Source organism: Deltaproteobacteria bacterium (genome assembly GCA_016933965.1).
GTDB lineage: Bacteria > Desulfobacterota > Syntrophia > Syntrophales > UBA2210 > JAFGTS01.
The window spans coordinates 1-25544 of record JAFGTS010000001.1 but is presented as its reverse complement, the minus strand read 5'-3'; the positions used below and the strand labels follow the sequence as shown (position 1 = coordinate 25544).

The 25544-nt window shown below is 56.0% G+C and carries 26 protein-coding genes; 11 read left to right on the top strand and 15 right to left on the bottom strand.

What is annotated here, in order from left to right; genetic code table 11:
* Positions 1 to 19 precede the first annotated feature (19 nt).
* The 11 genes from JXO48_00130 to JXO48_00080 form a co-directional block, all read right to left on the bottom strand.
* Positions 20 to 904 (bottom strand): phosphoribosylaminoimidazolesuccinocarboxamide synthase, encoded by an 885-nt coding sequence (locus tag JXO48_00130; protein MBN2282278.1) that lies wholly within the window; start codon positions 902 to 904, stop codon positions 20 to 22.
* A gap of 14 nt (positions 905 to 918) precedes the next feature.
* Complete coding sequence (locus JXO48_00125; protein MBN2282277.1) at positions 919 to 1548, bottom strand: MBL fold metallo-hydrolase; 630 nt, start codon at positions 1546 to 1548, stop codon at positions 919 to 921.
* A gap of 285 nt (positions 1549 to 1833) precedes the next feature.
* A complete protein-coding gene (locus JXO48_00120) occupies positions 1834 to 2415 on the bottom strand; it encodes a hydrolase (GenBank protein ID MBN2282276.1) in 582 nt (193 codons plus the stop codon).
* Positions 2416 to 2420: 5 nt separating this feature from the next.
* Positions 2421 to 3764 (bottom strand): 16S rRNA (cytosine(967)-C(5))-methyltransferase RsmB, encoded by a 1344-nt coding sequence (rsmB, locus tag JXO48_00115; GenBank protein ID MBN2282275.1) that lies wholly within the window; start codon positions 3762 to 3764, stop codon positions 2421 to 2423.
* Entirely contained in the window at positions 3761 to 4687 is a 927-nt protein-coding gene (locus tag JXO48_00110; protein MBN2282274.1) for a DUF3047 domain-containing protein, read from the bottom strand. The genes rsmB and JXO48_00110 overlap by 4 nt, the downstream gene beginning before the upstream one ends.
* A 7-nt stretch (positions 4688 to 4694) precedes the next feature.
* Complete coding sequence (locus tag JXO48_00105; GenBank protein ID MBN2282273.1) at positions 4695 to 5999, bottom strand: TRAP transporter large permease; 1305 nt, start codon at positions 5997 to 5999, stop codon at positions 4695 to 4697.
* Positions 5996 to 6499: a TRAP transporter small permease gene (locus tag JXO48_00100; GenBank protein ID MBN2282272.1), complete on the bottom strand. Its 504-nt coding sequence runs from the start codon at positions 6497 to 6499 to the stop codon at positions 5996 to 5998. The genes JXO48_00105 and JXO48_00100 overlap by 4 nt, the downstream gene beginning before the upstream one ends.
* Positions 6500 to 6520: 21 nt before the next feature.
* Positions 6521 to 7549, bottom strand: a complete 1029-nt coding sequence (locus JXO48_00095; GenBank protein MBN2282271.1) for a TRAP transporter substrate-binding protein — start codon at positions 7547 to 7549, stop codon at positions 6521 to 6523.
* An 11-nt stretch (positions 7550 to 7560) separates the two neighbouring features.
* Positions 7561 to 8127, bottom strand: a complete 567-nt coding sequence (locus tag JXO48_00090; protein ID MBN2282270.1) for a 2-oxoacid:acceptor oxidoreductase family protein — start codon at positions 8125 to 8127, stop codon at positions 7561 to 7563.
* Positions 8058 to 9896: a 4Fe-4S binding protein gene (locus JXO48_00085; GenBank protein ID MBN2282269.1), complete on the bottom strand. Its 1839-nt coding sequence runs from the start codon at positions 9894 to 9896 to the stop codon at positions 8058 to 8060. The genes JXO48_00090 and JXO48_00085 overlap by 70 nt, the downstream gene beginning before the upstream one ends.
* Before the next feature lie 254 nt (positions 9897 to 10150).
* A complete protein-coding gene (locus JXO48_00080; GenBank protein MBN2282268.1) occupies positions 10151 to 11440 on the bottom strand; it encodes a phenylacetate--CoA ligase in 1290 nt (429 codons plus the stop codon).
* 342 nt (positions 11441 to 11782) lie between these two features.
* Here JXO48_00080 and JXO48_00075 point away from each other — a divergent pair, with 342 nt between their 5' ends.
* Entirely contained in the window at positions 11783 to 12295 is a 513-nt protein-coding gene (locus JXO48_00075) for a TIGR00725 family protein (GenBank protein ID MBN2282267.1), read from the top strand.
* A gap of 26 nt (positions 12296 to 12321) precedes the next feature.
* On the opposite strand, the gene JXO48_00070 is transcribed toward JXO48_00075, so the two are convergent.
* Positions 12322 to 12552 carry a hypothetical protein gene (locus JXO48_00070; GenBank protein ID MBN2282266.1) on the bottom strand — a complete coding sequence of 77 codons (231 nt, stop codon included), beginning with the start codon at positions 12550 to 12552 and terminating at the stop codon, positions 12322 to 12324.
* A 72-nt stretch (positions 12553 to 12624) separates the two neighbouring features.
* Between JXO48_00070 and JXO48_00065 the strand changes: the two genes are divergently transcribed.
* The 6 genes from JXO48_00065 to JXO48_00040 all read left to right on the top strand — a co-directional run bounded on the left by JXO48_00065 (position 12625) and on the right by JXO48_00040 (position 19637).
* Positions 12625 to 14076, top strand: a complete 1452-nt coding sequence (locus JXO48_00065; protein ID MBN2282265.1) for an FAD-dependent thymidylate synthase — start codon at positions 12625 to 12627, stop codon at positions 14074 to 14076.
* Between the two features lie 30 nt (positions 14077 to 14106).
* On the top strand, positions 14107 to 15408 hold the full coding sequence (locus JXO48_00060; GenBank protein MBN2282264.1) for a M48 family metallopeptidase: 1302 nt from the start codon (positions 14107 to 14109) through the stop codon (positions 15406 to 15408).
* 20 nt (positions 15409 to 15428) lie between these two features.
* Complete coding sequence (locus JXO48_00055) at positions 15429 to 15917, top strand: zinc ribbon domain-containing protein (GenBank protein MBN2282263.1); 489 nt, start codon at positions 15429 to 15431, stop codon at positions 15915 to 15917.
* Between the two features lie 42 nt (positions 15918 to 15959).
* The gene (locus JXO48_00050; protein ID MBN2282262.1) at positions 15960 to 17261 is read left to right on the top strand and encodes a DUF362 domain-containing protein; all 1302 of its coding nucleotides are present in this window, start codon (positions 15960 to 15962) and stop codon (positions 17259 to 17261) included.
* Positions 17262 to 17287: 26 nt separating this feature from the next.
* Positions 17288 to 18184 (top strand): prenyltransferase, encoded by an 897-nt coding sequence (locus JXO48_00045; protein ID MBN2282261.1) that lies wholly within the window; start codon positions 17288 to 17290, stop codon positions 18182 to 18184.
* Between the two features lie 235 nt (positions 18185 to 18419).
* On the top strand, positions 18420 to 19637 hold the full coding sequence (locus JXO48_00040) for a glycosyltransferase (GenBank protein ID MBN2282260.1): 1218 nt from the start codon (positions 18420 to 18422) through the stop codon (positions 19635 to 19637).
* A 29-nt stretch (positions 19638 to 19666) separates the two neighbouring features.
* Here JXO48_00040 and JXO48_00035 read toward each other — a convergent pair whose 3' ends face one another.
* Together JXO48_00035 and JXO48_00030 are read right to left on the bottom strand one after the other, a co-directional pair.
* Positions 19667 to 19975 carry an HU family DNA-binding protein gene (locus JXO48_00035; GenBank protein MBN2282259.1) on the bottom strand — a complete coding sequence of 103 codons (309 nt, stop codon included), beginning with the start codon at positions 19973 to 19975 and terminating at the stop codon, positions 19667 to 19669.
* 284 nt (positions 19976 to 20259) lie between these two features.
* On the bottom strand, positions 20260 to 21942 hold the full coding sequence (locus JXO48_00030; protein ID MBN2282258.1) for a PAS domain S-box protein: 1683 nt from the start codon (positions 21940 to 21942) through the stop codon (positions 20260 to 20262).
* Between the two features lie 266 nt (positions 21943 to 22208).
* Here JXO48_00030 and JXO48_00025 point away from each other — a divergent pair, with 266 nt between their 5' ends.
* From JXO48_00025 to JXO48_00010, 4 genes are all read left to right on the top strand, one after another.
* The gene (locus JXO48_00025) at positions 22209 to 22679 is read left to right on the top strand and encodes an ATPase P (GenBank protein ID MBN2282257.1); all 471 of its coding nucleotides are present in this window, start codon (positions 22209 to 22211) and stop codon (positions 22677 to 22679) included.
* Positions 22680 to 22819: 140 nt separating this feature from the next.
* Positions 22820 to 23293, top strand: coding sequence for a DUF4405 domain-containing protein (locus JXO48_00020; protein MBN2282256.1), 474 nt, complete (start codon positions 22820 to 22822; stop codon positions 23291 to 23293).
* A gap of 170 nt (positions 23294 to 23463) precedes the next feature.
* Positions 23464 to 24453, top strand: a complete 990-nt coding sequence (locus JXO48_00015; protein ID MBN2282255.1) for a peptidylprolyl isomerase — start codon at positions 23464 to 23466, stop codon at positions 24451 to 24453.
* 94 nt (positions 24454 to 24547) lie between these two features.
* On the top strand, positions 24548 to 25114 hold the full coding sequence (locus tag JXO48_00010; GenBank protein ID MBN2282254.1) for a chalcone isomerase family protein: 567 nt from the start codon (positions 24548 to 24550) through the stop codon (positions 25112 to 25114).
* Positions 25115 to 25269: 155 nt separating this feature from the next.
* On the opposite strand, the gene JXO48_00005 is transcribed toward JXO48_00010, so the two are convergent.
* The coding region (locus tag JXO48_00005; protein MBN2282253.1) for a catalase-peroxidase at positions 25270 to 25544 on the bottom strand (275 nt) is incomplete at its 5' end.

Here is a 25544-nt window from a genome sequence, read left to right as displayed (position 1 = left end):
ATCTGTCAAGGCGTTGGAATCAGGTGGTAAGTCTTTCCAGGGCTTCCCGATATTTCTCAGCGGTCTTTTCTATAATGTCATCGGGAAGTTGCGGCGCCGGCGGGGTCTTGTTCCACTTGATCGACAGGAGATAATCCCGGAGAAACTGTTTATCGAAACTGTTCTGGGACCTTCCCTCTTCATACTCATCCTTGGGCCAGAACCGCGATGAATCGGGCGTGAGCAGTTCATCGATCAGCACCAGGTCATCGCCGATGATGCCGAATTCCATTTTGGTATCAGCGATAATGATACCTGCCGTGTCCGCTGCTTCCGAAGCCTGCACGAACACTTCAAGAGATGTTCTTTCAACACGGTCGGCCAGGTCTTTGCCTATCAGGCGACCCACCTCCTCCTGTGATATCGGGAGGTCATGCTGTCCCTGTTCCGCTTTGGTGGAGGGGGTAAAGACCGGCTCGGCCAGTTTTGACGATTCTTTCAACCCCGCGGGAAGAACGATACCCGAAACGGGCCTTCCTTCACAGTAATCCTTCCAGGCGGAACCGCCCAGATATCCCCTGACGACACACTCCACCGGCAGCGGCCGTGCCTTTTTCACAAGCATACTGCGGCCCTCGAGAATTTCACGGTAGGGCACGCATTCCTCCGGGAAATCCCTCACATCGGTCGTTATAAGATGATTCGCGATGATGCCCTCCGTTCTGCGGAACCAGAACTCCGACATCCGGGTGAGGACCTTCCCTTTGTCAGGGATGGGATTCGGCATGATCACATCAAAGGCGGATATCCTGTCCGTTGCCACTATCAGATAGTATCCGCCCACCTCGTAGATATCCCGGACCTTGCCCCTGCTCTTCAGGAACAGGGTTTCCAGATTGGTTTCAAAGAGTCCTTGTTTTTCCATAACCGGCTCACCGCCTATCGCAAGAAAGGATTGTTGCGCCGCTCATTCCCGATGGTCGACGTGGGGGTTCTTCCATAATTGTGACCGGGCAGAACAATGGTCTCATCGGGAAGCGTCATGAGTTTTTTCATGATCGAATTGTACATTACATTCCACGAGGCACCGGGAAGATCCGTCCGGCCCACGCTTTCCACAAAGAGAGTGTCCCCGGTGAACACATAGCCCGGCAGGTAAAGCGACATCCCTCCCGGGGTGTGCCCCGGTGTATGGATGACGTTCAGGTTCACCCCGCCGACGCTGATCACATCGCCGTCGCGGACGATAATGTCCGCCGGCGGTGACGCCTTCGCTCTGAACATCCGCAGCATCATGGACGGCGTCTGGGTCAACAGGGGGGCATCGGCCTCATGGATAACGATCCGGGCACCTGTCAGCTTCTGCATGTCCGCATTTCCCGAGATATGGTCGACATGACCATGGGTATTGACGATGTATTTAAGGGTGATGCCGTTCCGCTCCGCTTCCGCGGCGATGTCTTCCGTCGAGGCGGCGGGGTCGATGACCAGTCCTTCACCGGTATCACGATCCCCCACGATATAGGCACAGACAGCGAGAAAACCCACCTGCATCTGTTTCAGGAACACAGTCATCCCTTTTATCCCTCTCACATCAACGGCCGGTCAGGACATATGGCAGGCCGTTCACATCGACGACACCGGGATCCGCTTCGAGCGGTATAAGACGAACATAGCGGAGCTTCCCCGCTTCGCAAGGAAACCGATTCGCGATCCCGGACGTAAAAATGTGATGGATACCGTTTTTGGGGGGGGTTGTCAATCAATTTTGCACCTTTTTACGAGGTGCCTCTATGGGTTGTTCCACAGGCTTTTCAGGGGTGGGGGCCCGGGGGAACAGGCCGTTTGAACATGTCAGGACGGTTCACCCTCGAGTCCGATATCCGCCGCGACATCGCGCATTCCCATGATGGTATCCTCGATAAGCTCAGCCACATCGAGATCCAGCATCCCGGCGCCCTTCTCAATGATGGAGCGATCGACACCGGCGGCAAAGGCCGGGGACTTCCATTTTTTCCTGACCGATTTGACCGTCAGGTCCAGAACGCTCTTTGACGGCCTGACAAGAGCGCTGGCCGCCACCAGCCCCGTCAGTTCGTCGATGGCGTACAGTGTTTTTTCAAGAACACTTTCCGGTTTGACGTCGGAGCAGATCCCCCAGCCGTGGGAAACGGCGGCCCTGATATACTCGGCGGGCCACCCTTCCTCTTCCAGGATCTTTTTCGTCATCGTGCAGTGCTGGTCCGGGTATCGTTCGTAGTCAAGATCATGGATCAGTCCGATGACCCCCCATTTGTCCTCGTCCTCACCGCGCTTCCTGGCGATATGGCGCATGACCGATTCCACGGCATAGGCGTGCTTTCTGAGGCTGTCACTCTCATTATAGCGGTGAAGCAGTTCCAGGGCGTCTGCGCGCGTCGGTCCGACGTTCTCCATCACGATCACTCCCCTCTTTGAAGGACGGCCCCGAAAAAACCGTCCATACCATGGTGGTGAGGGAAAGACCTGAAGAACGTACCGGGAGGCGCCACATTGCTCAAAGCAACGGGGGGATGACTGTGGCGGAAACCGGGGTGATCGTCCAGGAAATCCCTCACCATATCTTCGTTCTCTTCTCTGTCTATCGTGCAGGTGCTGTAAACGATACTGCCCCCCTTTTTAAGATAAGCGGCTGCCTGATTCAATAGTTTTTTTTGGAGAGGAACCAGTTCCTTCAGATCCTCCGGGCTGATACGCCACTTGATCTCCGGATTCCTCCGTAATGTCCCGAGCCCTGAACAGGGGACATCAACCAGTATGCGGTCAAAGGCCTTGTGAAAGGACGCGCCCAGGTCCTGTGTGGCATCTTGCACCAGGGTCCGGATGATATCGACACCGAGCCGGGCGGCAAGGCGTTTCAGATGCCCGATCTTGTCACCGTTGACATCAACGGCGACAATGGTCCCCCGATTGTTCATCAATTCAGCAAGATGTGTCGTCTTGACACCGTTTCCCGAACAGAGGTCCAGCACCATCTCACCCGGCTTCGGCTCGACGAGATGAGCGATGAGCTGGGATGCTTCGTCCTGCGGCTGGATATACCCGTCACGGAAAAGTCCCATGTCGGTGATCGCGCCGTCAGTTCGTTCAAGAATAACGCCCTGGGGAGCGACGCTTGCGGGCACCGCCCCGCATTGCTCCCGACGCAGCAGTGACAGGATCTCCCCGCGGTCAGCTTTCAAGCGGTTCACCCGCAGCGTCAGCGGAGGCTCTTCATTATTGGATTCACAGAGCCGGCGTGTCTCCTCCACCCCCAGTTCATCTATCCACCGGGACACGAGCCACTGGGGATGTGAATGAAAGACCGACAGGTATCCGGCGGGCTCTTCGAGGGGATCCGGATAGGCGATATTACCCATCCCTCTGAGCGCTCCCCGCAGGATTCCGTTTACCAGCCTGTCACGCCCCGGGAACATTTTTCGAGCCGCTTTCACCGCCTCGTTCACGGCCGCGTATGAGGGTATCCTGTCAAGGAGAAGTATCTGGTAGAGGCCGACACGAAGAATATTTTTCAGCCCCACCTCCATTGACGAGAAGTCGCCCCGGTAGAACGCGGCGAGCACCCAGTCGAGACGCCCCCGGTGCCGGAGAACCCCGTATACGATCTGAGTGAGCAGCCGCCTGTCCTTTATATCGTCCATGCCGGTGGCGGACCGCCCGGCATCGAGCAATGGACCTGCGTAGGATCTCTCTTCTTCGACGCGATTCAGGATGAGGACCGCCATGGAGCGTGGACTTGCTTTCATTGCTTCTCGCCGCCGCCCCGGGACTGTTCCGACATGAGGACGATGCTGCCGAACCAGGCGGTCACTCCCTCATTGGTATGGTCCGTGTCGCTGAGGATGAGGACCGCTGTGATACCGGGGGGTTCCGTTCCGAAAGATCGCCGGAAATCTTCGACGATGTCGCGCTTTTCCCATCGCCAGCACCCGGCTTGGCGATTCCCGCTCCTCAGAACGAAGACCTTGTGATAAGAGGAACCGGGGTACGCGAGGAAGTCTCCTGCCTGTGCCCTGTTCCCCCAGATGTAATCTACCTTGAATCCCGGTGGTTCCATCGGCGGGATCTGCACACCCATGGTCTCAAGCAGTTTCACCACACCATCCCTGCCCGCGGCGGACACTTCACCTTTTCCGCCGAAGATGATCCTGACCCGGGCGGCGGCATCGTTCCTGTCCTTCCGGTCTTCCATCGCCATGCCGACGGCCCTGTTCACCTTCCACCGCCATACCAGACAGGGATAGTCCTGAAGAGGGACATCGGGAAATGTTATCAGGGAGGACACGCTGCCGAGGCTTTCCATGCGGACAACCCCTTTAGCTCCGTCCCGTTCCGTAAAAACGCGGTTCCGCGCCTTTCCCAGATATTCAAGGTGTTCCCAGCCATGTGGAAGGGCAGACCCTTCCTCCGCCGATCCAACGGCGAACCCCAGAAGCACCATATCATCCCCGGCGCTGCACAGTTCCGTTCCGGGACACAGGACCGAGAGGCAGACCATCAGGACCGCGCCGAGGGCGAATCGCAGTAACGGCGACCGGCGTTGTAGCCCGTCAATATGAGGAATTACGGCCATGCCGGCATTATTCGACCTTCGCCGTTCGTCTGTCAAGGTAATTTCACGGCAGCGCCGGGGCGCCGGTTTCATGGAGCGGTCCGCCCGCCTTCGCATGCCTGAACTACCGGATCAGGCCGGGAAGGAAGGTGATGATCTGGGGAACGGCCATGAGCAGGATGATACAGAGGATATAGGCCGGCAGAAAATAAAGGACCCCCCGGAAGACCCCGCCGAGTCCCACGTCTTTCGCCATTCCGGCCACCACGTACGTCGTGGCCCCCACGGGAGGGGTAACGGCGCCCAGGGTCGTAATGATCGTGATCATCACACCGAACCAGAGCGGGTCATACCCCAGTTTCAGGGCAACGGGGAAAAAGATGGGTATCGTTATCAGCAGGAGGGCGAGGGCGTCCATGAGGGCCCCGCCGATGATATATATGATGAATATGACGCTCAGTATCGTCACCGGCGCAAAGGGCAGCGCCGCGACCCAGTCCGCCATTTCAAAGGGAATGCGCGTCAGGGCGAGAAAACGGCTGAACATGACGGCGCCGGCGATGATCACGAAGACCATGCAGGACACCTGCAGCGTGTCGGTGACGGCGGCGGTGAACCCCTGCCAGGTCAGGGTCCTTCTGACAAGGCTCATGGCAAGGGCGAGAAAGGTCCCGACGGCGCCGGCCTCGGTGGGGGTGAAAACACCGGCATAGAGCCCGCCCATGACAAGAGCGAAAAGGGTCACGGCCTCAAAAAAGCCGGGCATGGAACGGATCTTTTCCTTCAGCGACGTCCGTTTTCCCAGGGGGCTCCATTCCGGGTTTATCCAGCAGAGGATGGCAATGGTGATCATAAAGAGGATGGCAAGGACGATCCCCGCCAGGATGCCGCCGTAAAAAAGCTTGCTGATGGACTGTCCCGTGTAGAGTCCAACCAGAATAAGGACCACGCTGGGTGGAATGACGACTCCCAGCGTTGACCCGCATGCTATGGACCCCACGGAAAGCGCGGGGTCATAATGGTATTTTTTCATCTCGGGAAGTGACACGGTGGTCATCGTCGCCGCCGTGGCCGTGTTGGATCCGCAGATAGCGGCGAACCCCGCGCAGGCGAAGACGGTGGCCATTGCCAGACCGCCCCGGACATGGCCGGTGACCGTGTGGGTCGCCTTGAACAACCGCCGGTTAAGCCCCGAGTAAAAACAGATCTGTCCCATGAACACGAAGAGGGGCACCATGGTCAGACCGTAGGAGGAAAAGGTGCTCCACAGCTCGGTCCCCACCATTCCCAGAGCTGCCTTGAAGGAGATCACGTAACAGATACCGCCGAAACCGACGACGGCCATGGTAAACCCCACGGGCATACCGAGAAAGAGAAGCAGGAACAGGAGAACGGCAACACCCACAAGACCGATGGCGGTAAGCGTCATGAGTGAACCTCCCCGGTTCCGTTCAGAACCTTGAGCATGTCGATAAAAAGGACCAAAGACAGCACCAGGCAGCCCAGTGATACACAGTACACGAAGGGGAAATAGATGATCCGAAGCGTTTCGGACAATTCATTGACCCGCCAGAGATTCGTTCCCCACAGGGCCGTCTGCCACGCCGCCAGGGCGAAGAACACGGCGCCGATCACGTAACTGACACCGCTGAGAAAACGCCGGACCGGGGACGGGAAGAATTGTATCACCACATCAACAGCGATATGCTCCCGCTTGATCTGGGTCCTTCCGAGCGCGAAGGCCGCCGTTATGGCGCCGAAAAACCCCATCATTTCAAAGGTCCCCTGGATGGGGAGGCCGAATCCGCGAAGCGCGACATTTGCCGAGCCGAGAACCACCATGAGCACGAGAACCGTGCCGGCGATGGCGGTCAGGACCCGGTTTATCAACGTGCTGACCCGGTCAAGTAATGCGATGAGCCGTTCCATAATCTCCCTTTGCACAACCGTCTAATACAGTTTTGAATATTTTTCCTTGAACTCAAGCACGTCATCAATGATCGTTCTGGCGGGAACCTGGTCTCCCACTCGTCCCACATACCCCTCGGTCAGCGGCTCAAGCATTTTCTTCATGCGCGCCCTGTCATCGGTGGAAAGTTCGATCATCTCGACATTGTAGGTCTTCTTCGACCACGCGACGGCCTCGTTGACGTGCCCGTCCACATATTGTCCGGTCCACTGCGCCTGTTCACGGGCCAGGTCGTCGAGAACCTTCTGCACATCTGCCGGCAATGAGTCCCAGCGATCGAGATTCATGACCACCGCGAAGGTCACCACCTGGAGATTGGTCATGGTGATATAGCGGCAGTATTCGGCATAGTTGAAATCCTTCATCACTTCCAGGGAGGAGGCCATTCCTTCGATGACCTTCTTGTGGAGCGCATCGGGAACATCCGACTGCGGCATGCCAATGGGGCTCGCCCCGAGAAGCTCGAGAACCTTCACTCCCGTTCCGGCGGCCCTGATCTCCATCCCCTTCAGATCGTCAAGGGTCCGGACCGGCTCGATGGACATGATGTTGGCCGGGGGGCAGGTGAACAGGGTCAGTACCTTGACCTTCGCGAAAGATTCGGGCCGGTATTTTTCATACAGGTCCATCAGCGACAGGCTCGCCACGGTTGCGTTCGGCCATCCCAGAGGCAGGTCGATCGCCTCGATGATGGGAAAGCGGCCCGGATGATAGGACATGGCGAAACAGCCGATATCGGCCTGGCCGCCGATGACGCCGTCCAGCATGTTCTTCGCTCCCAGGAGCGTGCCTCCCGGAAAGGTGTTGATCGCCACGGCCCCACCCGTCCGCTTTTCCACCTCTTCCTTCCACCGTTCCATCTGGACACAGGGAAAGGTGGACGCCGGGGGGAAATTGGCGTAGGAAAGGGTGACGGGTCCCGCAACGGCCGGCGGTGCGATGAACGCCAGCCCCAGGATGATCACCCCCACGATTCCGGCAACCTTGATTAACAACCCTCCTTGTTTCATGGATACCCTCCTTACAGATGTAATCCCCTCTCAAATCCCCGCAGATTGAGCTCCCGCTTGCGGGGGGGAGAAGTTTGTTCAATAACCGTCCTCATCAGGGAAGCATCGCAGAAGAGGACGCCCTTTGTGATCGCATACCCCAGCAGGACCAGGTTCGTCATGAGCAACGAGCCGAGTTCCCGGGCATATTCCGTCGCATCGACCCCGAGAAAGTCGCCCGCGCGGTCGGTATTGACCACGCACCGGCCACCCGGTCCCACATAATCTCCATGGATCGCGATATTCGAATGGGAAAGGAACAGTCCCGCGTCGGCACCGCCCTTTCGGATCAGCGGGCTCATGAAGGAACCGACCTTGACGTGGGAAATAACCGTGCCACCCCGCATCGCCATGCCGTGGGTCTCCGACGTCAGGACCGGAAGTCCCGCCACCATCCCCGCTTCCGCGAGCAACCTCGTCAAAAAGAGAACCCCCTGGCCGCCTTTTCCGCTGATGATGATCTGCTGTTTCACCGATCTTCCCCCATTTCTTCCACCGATATGGCACCCACAGGGCAGGCAACCTCGCAGACACCGCATCCGATACAGATGTTCTGATCGATATGAGCGCGCTCCGCTTCTTCGTCAAAAACGATGGCGGGACATTCAAACCGCGTTATACAGACCTTACAGCCCGTGCACTCTTCCGTAACGGCAACCCGGAACCGACGCTGGCTTTTCAAGGCCTCACGGTCCATAATGCAGGGATGCCGGGAGATGATCACTGCCACGCTTCCCTGAGCACCGCGGCAGTATTCATCGGCTTCCCGCAGATGCTCGGTGAATTTCTCGACGTCATAGGGATCGCATTCCCGAAGGAACCGCACGCCGCTCGCCGTCACGAGGTCGGGAATATAAACGGGATTCCCTCGGCGGCCGTCCGCCAGGACCCCCACCTGCGGCGTCGGCTGGTTCCCCGTCATGGCCGTCGTCGAATTATCGAGGATGACAAGAATGAACCGGGCGCCGGTGAACACGGCGTTCACCAGTGCCGGCATTCCCGCGTGAAAGAAGGTGGAATCGCCGATGGTCACCACGATGGTGGGATATTCATCCCCGTCCGCCGCATATGCATGGTACAGTCCCGCTCCCTGGCTGATGCAAGCCCCCATGCAGTGGCAGGTGTCGACGGCGCCGAAATTCATTCCCAAGGTATAGCAGCCGATATCGCTGGGGAATATGCCCTTCGGAAAGGTTTTCCGGATCGCGTAAAACGCGGCACGGTGCGGGCATCCCGGGCAAAGCGTCGGCCTGACGCCCCGGACCGCCGGTTTCTCCTCTCCCCTCTCCTCCGGTAAGTTCAGGAACGAACGCAACACCTTCTCAATGACCTCGGGCATCAATTCACCCTGGTCGGGAACGGTCTTTGAAAGCCGGCCGCGGACCGCGCCGTTCTGCAACTGCATTTCAATGGTCGGGTAGGTCTCCTCGATCACCAGGATCTCTTCATACCGGGTATTAATCTCCTCGATGAAATGCCTGTTCAGCGGGTATGGTACGTCAACCTTGTAGAGGTCGATCGTTCCCAGTATGCCCAGGTCGTTGAGGAGCTCGTACACATTGGCATAGGCCACACCGGAGGATATGATGCAGGAGCGGGGCCGTGAACCGTCGCCGCCGGTGAGGGAGGGGAAAAAGTCCCGCCGGCCGGCGATCGCGTCGATCTTGTCGTTCAGGCCCCGGTGAAGGCCCGTCAGAAACTGCGGCGTCGCCACCCACCGCCCGGGGTCCTTTTCAAAATGCGCCTTTCGATCGGGCCTCTTTGGAGCATGGACCGCCACGTTCTGCCTCGCATGACAGACCCGCGTCGTGGGACGCAACATGACGGGTATTTCGTATTCTTCGGAAAGCTCCAGGGCCTTCCCCACCATATCCTTAGCTTCTGTGGGATTCGAAGGATCGAAAACGGGCACGCGGGCGAAGCAGGCAAAGAACCTGCTGTCCTGTTCCGTCTGGGAACTGTGCGGGCCCGGGTCATCGGCGACCACGACCACGAGACCTCCCTTGACCCCCAGGTAGGCCGAGCGCATGAAAGGATCGGAGGCCACGTTGAGACCCACCTGCTTCATGGCCACGGCCGAGCGTTTTCCCGTGTAGCTGTTTCCCAGGGCCACTTCATAAGCGACCTTTTCATTGACCGACCACTCAACATGCAGGGGAACGGCATCTTCAGCGGCAAAGGCGGCGACCGACTCAAGGATCTCCGACGCCGGGGTCCCCGGATAGGAAGAAACGAGCGTGCATCCCGACTCGATGATCCCCCTGCCGATAGCCTCGTTTCCCATAAGAATTCTCTGTTCCATGTTCATTTCCCCGTGATTTTTCCGTCACACAGCGCTCACATCAAAAAAAAGGCCGTGGACTTGGTCTGTCCACGGCCTTCACGGTGTTCCTTTTTCTCTTCAACCTGTTATCAAACAGTGCACAGACCCTTCCCCGCTATGTGGAAACCGCCACCACCAGCCTGTCAGGAATCTGTCGCGTATCATCAGGTATCCCTTCGTGTCATGCAAGTCCGTACTAAATAATGCAAATCTTGAAATGAATCAAGCATTATTTTCCTTTATTCCCGGTTATCGAAAACCCGTTTCGATTTCCTTTCCGTCCTCGGCAGGGAGTGATGATCAACTATCTCAACGGTCCCGCTGACGAGAATGCCTTTCTGTATCTCTCTCTCTATGACACGCGCCGTTCCTGCGTCATCGCCGGGGGATACTCCCCCGGCCCGTTCCACCCTGATCGTCATATAATCCTTCCCGTCGTCGCCGCGCTCAAGATGGATCTGGTACTCGCTTCCGACCCCCTTCTGCCGGGCAAGGATCTCGTCGATATGACCGGGATATATGTTCACTCCCCTGATGATGAACATGTCATCGGAACGCCCGAGGATCCGGTCATGGCGGGGCAGCGGCGATCCGCAGGGGCAGTCTCCGGGAATGAGGCGCGTCAGGTCCCGGGAGCGATAGCGGATGAGCGGCGCACCCTCCTTACGAAGTGTTGTATACACCATTTCACCAACCTCCCCTTCCGGCACGGGCTCGAGGGTGTCCGGATCAAGGAGCTCCATGATGTAATAGTCCGCCCAGTAATGGATACCGGTATGATGTTCACAATCAAGGCCCGTCCCCGGGCCGTAGAGTTCAGTGAGACCGGGAATATCAAAGGTCTGTTCCGCCCCGAGCAGTTCAAGAATGGTCTTCCTCATGGCATCATTGGACCGTTCCGCACCGAAGATAACTTTTTTGACGTTGACTGCGTCGCGAAGTCCCCGCCTGTTCACCTCCTCCGCCATGAGAAGCCCCATGGACGCCGTGGAGCAGATGACCGTCGGCTGAAAATCCACGAGGAACTGCATCTGCATGTCCAGGTTCCCGGGTCCGGCCGGTACGGCGAGGGCCCCGAATCGCTCGCATCCCAGCTGAAAGCCGGCGCCGGCGGTCCAGACGCCGTAACCGACACAGATCTGGATCCGGTCATCCCGTGACAGTCCCGCCATTTCATAACAGCGGGCGAACATGTCGGCCCAGTCATCGATATCCCGGGCCGTGTAGATCAGCACTTTCCGTTTTCCCGTGGTACCTGATGAGGCGTGAAGCCGCACGATCTGCTCGAAGGGGACCGACCTGAGCGGCCAGGGGTACTGTTCCTGCAGGTCCTGGGCGGTGACAAAGGGCAATCGCTTCAGGTCGTCGAGACTTGTTATGTCATCCGGCCGCACTCCCGCCTCATCGAAGCGCCGGCGATAGAAATCGCTCCCCCGGTAGGCGTGGGCCACGGTCCATTGAAGCCCCTTGAGCTGGAGTGACCTGAGCTCTTCCTCATTTTTAAAGGCGGGCATGAATGATTTCACCATGAGTTATACTCCCTTACTTCCTCAAAAAAAAGCCGTGAGCAGAGTCTGTTCACGGCTGTGTCCCATCCATCGATACGCGTTATCCAGCGGCTGTAAACACACCCGATATGAGAACCGGGCACCACCGGCGCACGCAATAGAGATCTTCTCTCAGTTTCATGTCCCTACTCTCTGTTCGCCGTTTAGCTAATAAAAATCCTGAAAGAAATCAAGGGATTTTTTGCCGGAGGGAGTCCTCTCCATTTTATCGTTGCCTCAGGTAATTCTTTTTTCTATATGTATGTTCAAGTCCGGCGCGCGGAAGGCGCCGGTTATCATTACCTGCAGAAGGGCCGTCGGATCATGCCGGAAATCATGGTCAGGCAGAAACCATACATTATCGGTGTCGTGGGCAGCCACTCGGACCGGTCGCCCGCCATGACCGACGCGTATCGTATCGGCGAGGAGATCGCCCGGCGGGGTCATGTGCTCCTGACGGGAGGCGGCACGGGGATCATGAAGGCCGCTTCAGAGGGAGCGCACCGGGCGGGCGGCCTGGTCGTCGGCATCCTGCCCAACGACCGCCGGTGCCCACTGGCGGGATATCCCAATGATTTCGTCGATATTCCCATTTACACGGGCATGTTCGACGGGCGAAACGTCATCAACGCGAAAACACCCCATGTTCTCATCGCCCTTGCGGGAGGAGCGGGAACACTGTCGGAGATCGCCATCGCTTTGAAGTCGGGCACGCCGGTGGTCGGCCTCGGCGCGCCAACGATGGAACCGGTCGAGACGGGCCGGCTCTTCACCGTATCGACGGTGGAAGAAGTAATGGAACAGGTCGACCGGATCCTTCACGGCCTTGCAACCTGAGCTGTTTCCCGGCGGATACCCGCCTTTCAGCAGGAACGGATGACGAGATATTCCTCAACGCCGGGCCATGTGCAGAGCCGCCGCCTTTCGACAAGGGGGAGTTCATCGAGCAGGGCATGGAATGCCTCGTCCCCCGATGAACGGGGATCACCGACGTAGATGATATTCCGTCCTCCTGCGTCGCGATAGAACTGCAACGCCCTGTATGCCATGGGGATTTCAGGCGGGGGCCAGCAAAGGAAAACCTGTTTGACCACTCTGTGAAATCCTGTTATAAGCCCCTCAGATGCCGGCCGGATGCAATAACGCTCACAGGGAGGGGGGAGTTCGTGGACATTCTTCTTGCGGGATTCAATGTCGATTACGAAACACTGCAGACCCTCACGGCATCTCATCCCGGCATGGACAACATCACACCGGAGACCATCTCGGCCGCCTACGCCCGCATCAGCAGAAACCCCCTGCCCGTGAACGAACTGCGGGCGATCTCCCGCCGTGAGATCGAAAAAGCCAGGAGATCAAACGAATCGATCGTCTTTGACATGGGCCACAGTTCCATCGCGGAACACGCGGTTTTCAACATTGATGTTCTCGGCGTATCCCGGCTCATCGTCGAAGAAATAGAGAAATTCCGCCTCTGTTCCTTCACGGAGAAATCACAGCGCTACATACGTCTCGAGGACGACTTCGTCATACCCGCCGAACTGGTCGATGACGAGTCGCGCATGCTTTTCCGCGAGACCGTGAAGGAACAGAACGCGCTGTACCATGACCTTTTCAGGGCCCTGCGGGAGTACTTCTTCGACACGCACCGGGACCTCGCCGAAAAACCTTCGCACAGGATGACGCTCGAGGGGTGGGCAAAGGAGGACGCACGGTACATCGTGTCCCTGGCGACGGAAACACAGCTCGGCATGACCCTGAACGCCCGGAACCTGGAATTGATGCTGCGGCGCTCGGCGGCGCATCATCTTGCTGAAATGCGGGAATACGGCGCCAGGCTGTATGACGCAACACGTCATATCGCGCCCTCCCTCGTCCGGTACACCGAAGCAACGCCCTATGATCTCCATTCCAGAAACGAACTGCGTGAACATATGGCAACACTGGCCGAACAGAAAAACGCGACCGGCGGCGATCCTGTAATACTCCTGCACGCGACGCCGGGAGCAGACGATATCATCCTCTCCTCTCTTCTGCACTCCCTTTCGAATCGATCCATGGAGCAGTGCAGGAAGACAGTGTCCCGCCTTACCACGGAGGAAAAGAAGGATATCATAAAGACCGCCTGCCGGCGGATGGAAGCGTACGACAGCCCGCCGCGGGAATTCGAGAACGCCGATATTCTCTACGAGCTCACCATCAGCGCAAGCTGCTTCGCCCAGCTCAAGCGTCACCGCCTCGCCACCATAACCTCCCAGCAATACGACCCGGCACTGGGGGTGACCGTTCCCCCGTCGATAGAGGCGGTCAACATGAATGGCCCCTTCATGGAAAGGATATCCCGGACGAACGAGGTCTATGAGCGGATCGCGCGGTCCGCTCCCGCCGCCGCCCCCTATATTCTGACCAACGCCCATAGAAAACGGGTTATCATGAAAGTAAATGTTCGCGAACTCTACCACATTTCCCGTCTCAGGGAAGACCGTCACGCCCAGTGGGACATCCGTGAGACGGCTCGCCATATGGTAATGCGTGCCCGGAAGGTCATGCCCCTCTCCCTCCTCTTCGCCTGCGGGAAGGACAGCTTTGCCGACCTTCGCGAAAGCATACTGGACTGATCGGGTCACCGGCACATTGATGAGGATTGTATGATTCAGTTCAATGGTTTTCTTCTGGCATTTCTGGTACTGTTTCTCGGCCGCTCCTGCTGCCGCCTGCTTCTGACACGCATCAACGTCGGTCACCTGACACGGAAGGGAAACCGGGTGCCACCGGGCTTTGAAAAGGTTCTGGATGAAAAGACACTGGTCCGCATGACGGGATACACCATCGACTCTTCCCGTTTCGGTTCCCTGGTCAGTCTCTTCAACGACGGTATCCTGCTCCTCATTATACTTTCCGGGCTGCTCCCCTGGTATGCCGAGTACGTTGAATCCCTGAGATTCAATGCCGTCATCGCGGGGTTGCTCTTCCTCGCCGGGCCCGCCGCCGTCGGGTTCGTGCTCGATATTCCCTTCGAACTCTACGAAACGTTCGTCATAGAGAGAAAATACGGCTTCAGCACGATCAGCTGGAAGCTGTGGCTCTCAGACCTCCTGAAGGGGCTGGCCGTGTCCCTGGTGCTGACGGGAATCCTTCTCGGGTCACTTCTGGTACTGATCTTTCACGCAGGACCGGCATGGTGGTTCTGGGCATGGATATTGTTCGCCTGTTTTCAGCTCCTCATCATGTGGCTCTATCCCGTTGTCATAGCGCCTCTTTTCAACCGATATGAACCGGTGAAAGATCAAGAACTGCGTGACAGGATAATCGCACTGGTCGAGAAGGCCGGGCTGAAGGCACGAGGGATCTTCCAGGTCGATGCAGGGAAAAGGAGCAGGCACACGAACGCCTATTTCACGGGTCTGGGCAGATCGAAGCGAATCGTCCTGTTCGACACGCTCCTGCTCTCCCACAGCCATGACGAACTCCTCGCCGTTCTCGCCCATGAGATCGGGCACTGGAAAAAAAGACACATCATCAAACAGCTCTTGCTTATGGAGATCCTGTCCCTTTTCCTTTTCTTCATCATATCCCGCATTATGGCATGGCCGGAGTTTTACCATACCTTCGGCTTCAGCCGTATCAACCCCGCCGCCGGGCTCTTTCTCATATCGGCACTGTCGGGACCGGTGGCCTTCTTTTTCAGACCCCTGAGCTCGGCACTCTCCCGGCGCTATGAACAGGAAGCCGATGATTTTACATTTCATCTTACCGGAAGAACGGCCCCTCTCATTTCCGCCCTGAGGGGACTGGCGCGTGATAATCTGTCAAACCTATACCCTCACCCCATCTATGCCTGGTTCTATTATTCGCACCCGCCGCTCCTGGCCCGCATTGCCCGGCTCCAGGAGTTCCGAAAGAAAGAAGATATTGATTTTCAAGGACCGGTTGTTGTAGATTCTCCCTAATAAATACCAGAGGTTAAAGCATGCCGATTTATGAGTTTTACTGCAGAAAATGCAATACGATATTCAATTTTTATTCGAAGTCGGTTAACATCGAGAAAGTTCCCCGCTGCCCCCGCTGCAAGACCGTGAAGCTGCGCCGCCAGATGTCGCTGTTCGCCACCATTTCGGGAGAGCGAGGCGAGGGAGATGATGATATGCCGCCCATCGATGAATCCCGGATGGAAAAAGCCATGGAGATGCTGGCACGGGAAGCCGGCAGGATCAACGAGGATGATCCCCGACAGGCAGCATCGATGATGAGGAAACTGTCGGAGGCGGCGGGATTGAATCTGAGCTCCGGAATGGAAGAAGCCCTGAGCCGTCTTGAAAAAGGAGAGGACCCTGAAAAAATAGAAGAAGAGATGGGGGACATGTTCGAGGGGGAAGAGCCCTTTACCCTTGAAACCAGGGGAAAGAAGGCATCGAAGCGGCGTCGGCCGGCGATGGATGAGAAACTGTACGAACTGTGATGACCGGCGGATAAGTCTCCCCGATGAGAGGAGAACCGGGGAATGGGACAGAAAAGCGAGGTTGTTTTTTCCGATACCGGGCAGGGGATCGAAGTGGCTGTCCGCGACATCTTTGAGCATTTCGGCGGTGGCGCGTCGCTGCTGAAATCAAGCGGTGATGTCTATCTGAAGGTGAACACCGTCGATCTGAAACCTTACAGTTTCACCGATCCCGAAGTTGTCAGGGAAGTGATCAGGTACTTTCAGCGCCAGGGAGCACGGGATATCTACGTTATCGAAAACTGCACCCAGAGTAATTTTACCCGCCTTGTCTTCACGGGAACGGGCATGAGCCGGGTGTGCAGGGAAACGGGCGCCATCCCGGTCTATCTCGATGAGACCGGCGTCGTTCCCATCTACCTTGAGGGTCTCCAGACGTTCAATGACATTTCATCCTTCGTGTTCGAACGGCTCATCGAAGAGGGCCATCGAAACCTGTACGTCTCCCTTCCCAAGCTGAAGACACACTCCATGTCACAGGTAACCCTTTCAATAAAGAACCAGTTCGGTTTGATACATCAGCAGAGCCGCATCGCCGATCACAATTTCCGACTCCACCGGAAATTTGCCGATATCTACCGGGTTATCCGGCCTGACTTCGTCGTCATAGACGGTCTCATCGCGACAAACCACGGCCACTATATCGCCGAAAAGAACACATCCGAATGCGTGGTCCCCATGAACTGCCTGATCGGAGGACGCGACCCCCTCTCTGTCGATATTGTCGCCGCGGCGTTCCTCGGGTTCGCCATCGACGACGTGGAACACCTCCGGCTTGCCGCTGAAACCGGCATCGGTGAAAGCGACATGGACAACATATCGATCATCAACCGCGAGATCTTCGAAGAACGCAAAAAGAACCTGACCTGCGAACTGCTCGACCGGTTTCCTCCCGAACTCGTCATCCTGCGGGGAAAAGAGCGGTGCTGTAATGAAGGGTGCCGGAGAAACACCGAGACGGTCGTCGAAGTCTTCTATTGTGATCACAACGGGAAGGGAGGCTTCACCATTCTCATGGGAAAGGGGATCGATCCCGCGGAGGTCCGGAACATTCAGGGTCCCGTCCACATAGCGGGAAGCTGCGCCATCCAGGAACACGGCATGGAGCTGGTCCGGCGCCTCGGCAAAAAGAAGGTCACCATGAGCCCCGGTTGCAACAACCTGGCTGAGACCGTCCATGCCCTGTGCCGCCACATGGGAGTCGCACCGCTGAAACTGGCGGCTGTGAACCCCGTCAGTTCCCTGTCGGCACTGATCACTGCCCGACTGAAGGGAACCCGGGCCATTATACCGCCGATCTTCTGAGGAGGGGGCACAACAGGCTCGATCGCATGAAGCAGTTTGAACACATTCTCGGCCCGATGCGGCTGCCCTTTCTGATCCTCCCGCCAGCCTGCGTCATTCTTGGCCTGGGAACGGCGTTTCATACCCAGGGAACCTTCAGCGTGTTCTATCTTTTCCTGACCCTCGCGGGTGCTCTGTCGGCCCATGTCAGCGTGAATTCACTGAACGAATATTACGATTTCACCAGCGGACTGGACCTTCGAACGCAGCGGACCGCCTTCAGCGGCGGCAGCGGCACTCTGCCGCGTATGCCGCACAAGGCCCGCACGGCCCTGATAACCGGAATGGCAGCCTTTATTCTGACAGGCCTGATCGGCCTCTATTTTGTCGCCGTCCGGGGTATTCTGCTGTTACCCTTGGGGGTTGCCGGTCTCATCATCGTGTTCACCTACACCATCTGGCTCACCCGCAGTCCCCTTTTCTGTCTCATCGCGCCCGGGCTCGGATTCGGCCCCCTCATGGTGATGGGCACCGATTTCGTCCTAACGGGGTCATATTCCTGGATGGCCTTTGCGGCATCATTGATACCGTTTTTCCTGGTCAGCAACCTGCTTCTCATGAACCAGTTCCCGGATATCGACGCGGACAGAAGCATCGGCAGGCGACACCTCATCATCGCCTTCGGCAGAACCACGGGGATCATTACTTACGGATCCTTTCTCGCGGCCACCTATGTTTCCATCATTATCTCCGTCGCGGCCGGCCTTTTTCCTGCCTGGTGCCTGCTCGGCCTCGCGTCGATCCCTGCGGCAGGTGCCGCCTTTTTCGGCCTGCTCCGGCATGCCAGTGACATCCCGAAGCTGGCCCCCTTTATGGGGCTGAACGTGGTTGTCACCATCATTACACCGCTCCTGACGGCCGCGGGATTTTTCATCACCCTCTGACCATCAGGAACGACCGGCGAAAACCGTGAACGGTGACCCTATATTCAGTAGTTCAATGAGTCACAATATATTGATATATAAGGATATATAAGGATATTTCGTAATATTTACTTTTTCGTGGTCATCAGTGTTGACATTGCGGATTCAATAATATAAGGGGGGAGGTTAAGCGTTCAAGCGGGGGTCCGGCACGGATCGATCAGGCCCACCACGCTGAAAAGGAGTCATTGTACCGGTGAATCAGACATACGATGTCGTCGTCGGCATCCCCTCATACCGGGAAGCAGAAACGATCGGTTTCGTCACACGGACGGCGGCACAGGGATTGTCCACCTATTTCCCCTCAAAGCGCTGCATCATAGTAAACTGCGACAACAACAGTCCCGATGGAACGCGGGAAGCCTTTCTGGCAGCTGAAATACCACGAAATATTGAAAGAAAATATATCACGACGCCGGAAGGTGTAACAGGCAAGGGCAATAACTTCTGGAACCTGTTCAACTTCTGCAGGGATGTGGAGGCCGGCATAACGATCGTCATTGATGCCGACCTGCGCTCGATAACACCCGAATGGATCCGGTACCTCGGCTCGCCCGTCGAAGAAGGGCATGATCTCGTCACCCCTCTCTATTCACGGCATCAATTCGACGGGACCATCACGAACCACCTCTGTTATCCACTCGTCTTTTCACTGGCCGGCATAGACATCAGACAGCCCATCGGCGGCGATTTCGCATTTTCCCGGAAACTCTGCCGGTTCTGGCTTGACCAGGAATGGAACGACACGATCCGTCACTACGGTATCGATATATTCATGTCCCTCTCGGCCCTCTTCGGCGATTTCAAGGTCTGCCAGACGGGACTGGGTGTTAAGATACACAACACAAGCACGCCAAAGCTGGGACAGATGTTTGAGGAGGTCATTCATACCCTTTTCACCACGCTGCACAAGCATCAATCAAAATGGTTGCAAAACAATGTTCCCAGTGCCCGGCAAACGGTGATCCGCACCGTCGCGTTGAAGGGTCTCGATAAAATGATGGAACCAGAACCGCTTTCCGTCGAGGATATCGTCAGACTGAAGGATGATTGCAGGAGGGAATACGACAAGTACAAAGACCTGGTGAAGCAATACCTGAATACCTATGCATACCAGAAAACCAATCACATGTATTCCATGGATTATTACGACCTTGATATCATGCTGTGGTCGCACATTGTGTACAGCCTCTTCTACCTCTTCGACGGCGCCCCGGAAGCAACACGCCTGGACATTATCAATGCCCTGAAACCCCTATACTTTGAACGGACCATCACCTTCAACTATCAGACCTACCGATACGCCGTTTCCTTCGCGGAAAAGGAAGTCCGTGATCAGGCAATGGCCTTTCTCTGCCAGAAACCCTATCTCTTGGGCCTGTACGCGGGAAACGGCGGCGCTTCACCGCCATAAAGGATCCCGCCGGGGGGAGATACGGCGGGTCATGCCGACTGATGTCCTGCTTTTTTATATCCGTCTGTCTTCTTGACGGCTTCCTTCAGCGTTCTGCAGGGAGTGAATCGTAGAACATCCGACGACTCCACCCACAGGTTTTCACCGGTTCGCGGATTTCTTCCCCGTCGGGCCTTGCGCTGGATGACCCGGAACGTACCGAAACCCGTCAGGGTAACCGTGTCCTTCTCCGTAAGCGCATCGCTGATCATGGAAAAAACGAAATTGACGAGGTTGTGTGCCTCTCTCCTGCTTCTGCAGATCCCGTTTACGCTGCTTATAATATCACTCTTATTCACCCCTCCGTCTCCTTTCAGAAAAGATATATCAAGGGGGTAAGAGGGGAGCGGTTCCTCCCCTCTTCCCCGTCCCGCGACCATCCCCCCGGAAATCGCGGGATTTAAGCCTCTGTCCTCCGTCAATGAAGTGAAGATGAATCAAATGAAAAAAAGTTGAGATAGGCTATAGCACGTTTCCGGGAATCTGGTATGTCAAAATACTGTCAGCAAACCGTTAGCATAAACTAACAATGTATGAATATCACAAGTATTACCAGGCTTTTAGATGATACCAGTCCGATCTTCTACTGTGAAAATTGTTCCAGGTGGGCTTCGAGATTCACCTTTTTCCCGATGATACCGAGTTTTTTTCTGATGTTGTGACGGTGGAAAATAACGGCACTCTCGGAAATGGCCAGCAATTCGGCGATATCCTTGGTTGATTTATGTTCCTTGATGAGGGTGGCGATCCTGACCTCCTGGGGGGTGAAGCCGAGATAGGGTGAAGACAATCGTTTCGCGAAGGAGGACGTGATGTTCCGGATATGAGTGTCCAGGATTGTGCAGTAGGTCATCTGGTCCTCGCTCAACCGGGTGCGCTTCAGTCGCTCCAGGTAGGGGATCGTGACCTGGGAAACATTCGAGAGAACCCGCATTTCCATGTCTTCCTTGAATTCCTCGGCGGCCTGCAGCAGGGTCCGCAACGCAGCATTCGTTTCTTCGAGCTTTTGTGCTTTCATGTGCAATTCCTCGGTTCGCTGCCGTACCTGATGTTCCAGATGAGCGTTCATGTTCCGAAGAACCTCCTCCGCTTTCTTTATTTCCGTCATATCGACGCCGACAGCCCAGAATTTCCAGCCGGGAACAGGGAATTGAGCGGAAATATTGGATAAGGAAAGGGTCCTGACATCGCCGTTCCGGTCCGTTATCCGTACTTCGAGATTGTAGTATTCATTCCGGTGGTGTCTTGTTTCTTTCAACAGCCACTCGCGGTATTCAGGATCGGGATACAACGCTTCCCAGATGTTTCCCAGGTTCCGGGCCTCCTCCATTGTATATCCCGTTACCCGCTCACATTCGGCGTTCCAGACGATGATTCCCTCCCGCTCGTCGAAGGCCACGAGAAGAACCGGCATGTTCTCAAGTACGGTACGAAGCCATTCCTGACTTCTTCGCAGGGATTCCTCCACCTCTTTCCGCTCCGTGATATCCGACAGATTACCCTGCAGACCGGTCACGCAACCATCCTTGACGATCGGCCGGGGAGAGTTCCTCACCCATCTCACACGGCCATCCCGGGTGACATAGCGATACTCCGTGTTTTCATTCTCCCCTTGAAGGGCCCGGGTGAAATACTCCCACCGGTCGGGAAGATCCTCATCAAACACGAAATCAACGTACCGCTTTCCGATGATGTCCGACGGCTCATACCCGCCAAGCTCTCTGATCACAGGGCTCACATAGGTGATCATGCCCTTGTCGTCAGTCATATAAACAATGTCTCTCATGTTCTCCACCAGGTCACGGTATTTCTCCCCGCTTTCCCTGATCTCCTCTTCCATTCTCTTTCGCTGAGTCACATTGCGGGCCACGCAGATACAGGCATGAACAATACAATCCCGGTACAGGGGTGTGGCATTGATCTCCACATACATCACATCTCCACGGCGCGTGATCAATTGATACTCAACACCTGAGATCCTCTCGCCGGCAAACACTTTTTCAAGGTTTTCGAAGACGCTGCGCCGGAACTCACCGGTGGTAAAATCGACATCATGAATTGAAATTCCGATCACTTCTTCCGGTCGATATCCCGCCTCCCGTTCCACGCTGGGGGACACGTCGGTAATGACATACTCGGGATCGATCAGAACGATGATGTCCGTTACCGTCTCAAAAAGCGAACGGTATCTGTCTTCATTGACACTGAAAGCGCTACCGATATCACTGTTATTCAAGAGCTTCCGTCGACCCGGTTTTTTCGCCATGGCATCAGTTCCTCATCTTGAGACCTGTCGCACGCACGCCGTCTCGCTGAATTTTTTCAGGGGGATTGAAATGTGGCACGATCACTCACACTGCTCGTGGTTGGCTACAATATTGAATAAGAGTTATTGAGTCAAGAAGATAATAACATGCAGGTATCTTTCACACATCGGCGGAATTTCGAAGCACCTGCAAAGGAAAGAGTCGATTGACCGGAACACGCATGAAAGAGTAATAAAGAGAAATCTGCGCGAAAGGGGACGTCCGAATGATAGAAATCGATATTCCCGGTTATGGAACGCTCAGGCTGGAACACCTTGTTCTGGATTACAACGGCACCCTTTCACGGGACGGGAAGTTGCTTCCGGGAGTGGTGGACCGAATCAGGACCTTGTCGAGGCACCTCGCGATCCATGTGTTGACAGCGGACACGTTCGGCTCCGTGAAAAAGGAACTTTCAATGCTGCCTTGCCGCCTGTACATTATTCCCCGAGAAGAACAGGCGGAAGCGAAGGCATCGTACACGGCTGAACTGGGAATCGACCGGACCGTGTGCGTCGGCAATGGGAGGAATGATCGCCTGATGCTCAAGAGAGCGGCCCTGGGGATAGCGGTGCTCCAGGATGAAGGAACCGCGGCTGAATCCCTTATGGCCGCCGATCTTTCAACGCCGGGTATCCTGGAAGCCCTCGATCTGCTTCTCTTTCCAAGGCGGCTTATCGCTACCCTTCGTTCATGAAACGGGCGAGACCGGCAGGAAAGGAACGAACAAAGGCCCACCCTTGACAGGCATGGGAAGACGCATTACCTTACGGTAACAGTTCATAGACGCGTGCGGGCCGGTTCGTACGGGTGAAACTGAACGCGGGAGCCGATCAAATGAAGAAACTGACAGGGGCAAAAGTAAACTTTATCATCGACACGGTTGCGTTCGTTGAATTCGTCTTTCTACTGTCCACGGGGCTTCTCATATATTACATTCTCCCGCCCGGTGCGGGCCAGGCACAACTCTGGGGTCTGACACGTCACGAATGGGGTGATATCCACTTTGTCCTGGCACTTCTGTTTGTCGTTACCATGGGCATTCACCTGCTGCTCCACTGGACGTGGATACGGGCGCTCATCGAGGGTGGAAAGGGCGGCAGGAAGAACGTGCGCATTGCCATTGCGATCATTGCGGCCGTTCTCCTGCTCATGGCCGCCGCTGTACCTTTCCTGGGTACCCGCCAAGGCGATATCTCCTCCCCCGATCATGACCGGAATCAGGGAAAAGGGAAACATGGCAGGGCAGCGTTTCACGAGAAGGCGGATGCCCCGGGTCTTGCCGATCACCTCAGCATTCCGCGGGACTGACCGATCCGCCATACGGCCGGGTACCGCGACAACGTATCGTTCAAATAAGGATCATAAAAAAATCGCAAAAAATACCTTGATTTTGTCTTCAATAAAAATGGAGAATGTCTATTTGTATGAGGGCTCCCCCGGGAGCTTTTTCCTGTATCTCAATCGGAAAGGAAGAAATAATGCGAACACAAAGAAAGAGAACAGTCCTTCTCATTACAACGGTCCTGCTCCTCCTTTGCATGGCCTGTCCGCTTCCGGCAGCGCAGGAAGGGACCACAAGTGACGTCGTGGCGGTTGTCAACGGTACGGTAATCCCCCGCTCCGATTTTGATATGGAAATGAGCCAGGTCGAAAGAAAGCTCATGCAGAACGGCCAGGCCCTCGACAGCGAACGTCTCGCGGAAATAAAGGAAAAGGTCCTGGACAGCCTTATAAACCGGGAACTCCTCTTTCAGGAGAGCCACGCGAAGGGCATCGTCGTCGATGCACAGGAAGTATCCGCAAAGGTACAATCCCTCCGGGACCGTTTTCCCAGCGCGGAAGAATTCGAGGCGGCCCTCGCCCGGATGAATATCACACTTGAAGAGCTGCGATCACAGCTTGGAAAAGATATGACAATCCAGAAACTCGTCGACGACCATATCAGCGCGACGATCAGCGTGACGGAGAAGGAAGCGGAAGATTTTTACAAGGCCAACCCGGAGGCCTTCAAACAGCCGGAACAGGTGCGGGCCAGCCATATCCTGATCAAGGTCGATCAGAGCGCACCGGATGAAGAAAAGGCGGCGGCACGGAAAAAGATCGAGGAGATTCGGAAAAAGCTCAAGGCGGGGGCGGATTTTGCCGCTCTTGCAAAAGAAGAGTCCCAGTGCCCGAGCGGCAATAAGGGCGGAGACCTCGGTTTCTTCAGACGGGGTCAGATGGTGAAACCCTTTGAGGACGCCGCTTTTGCACTGGAGCCGGGGAAAACGAGCGATATCGTTGAAACCGAGTTCGGATATCACCTGATACAGTCGGTGGAGCGGAAACCGGAGGGACAGGTTCCTTTTGAAGATATCAAGGACCGCCTCATCGAACATCTGAAGCAGGAAAAACTGCAGACGGAGGTTATCGCCTACCTGGACCGGTTAAAGGCGGCGGCAAAGATAGAGAAGAAACCCCTGGAATAGAAAACGCAGCGTCGCGGGCATTCTCACCGCGGGGGCATATAATTGATCGGTTTTTCGTCGAAGGGCCGATTATATATACAAGAAGGAGGAAGGTATGATTAAAAAGGTTTGTGTCGTTGTATGTCTGGCTCTGTGTCTCATCGCATCACCGGCCGTGGCGGCTGATATCGCCGGTATTGTCATGCCGGAAACGCTTACCGCCGGCAATGCACCACTGCTCCTGAACGGAGCGGGCGTAAGGACCAAATTCTTCATGGATCTTTACGTGGGTGGTCTGTTCCTGCAGGAAAAAAGCAGCGACGCCGAAGTGATCATCAATGCAGATGAGCCGATGGCCATCAGGTTGCACATCATTTCCTCGATGATCACCAGCGAACGGATGGAAGAAGCGACCCGGGAAGGCTTCGAAAACGCCACCGATGGAAACACGGCTCCCATCCAGACGGAGATAGAAAATTTCATCAGCGTCTTCAAAGAAAAGATCAATGTGAACGATGTGTACGACCTGGTCTACGCGCCCGGCTCAGGAGTTGAAGCCTACAAGAACGAAACGCTTATTGCCACGATACCCGGTCTTGAATTCAAAAAAGCCCTCTTCGGCATCTGGCTCTGCGACAAACCAGCCCAGAAAAGCCTGAAGAAGGAAATGCTCGGCATGTAACCGTCACCACTGCCGCAGAACGGACTAAAAAAGGTGGAATCGCCTCCTCAAAGGGATTCCACCTTTTTTGCGCAAAGGATCCGGCTCATCACCGGTTATTCCCGCGTTGCCTTGACGCGATCCTCCTGGGACATGGCGGCAAGACGCTTCTGCTGCTATCGGGCAAGGTCGAAGCGGTCAAGATTCATTACCTTATTCCATGCCGCCACAAAATCGTGCAGGAATTTCTCCTGGGAGTCCTCGCAGGCGTAGACTTCCGCCAGGGCCCGGAGCTGGGAGTTCGAACCGAAGACGAGGTCGACACGGGCGCCGGTCCACTTGAGTTCGCCCGTTGCGCGATCACGACCCTCGAACACGTCATTGTCTTCCGAGGTTGCCTTCCACGTCGTGCTCATGTCGAGCAGATTCACGAAAAAGTCATTGGTGAGCG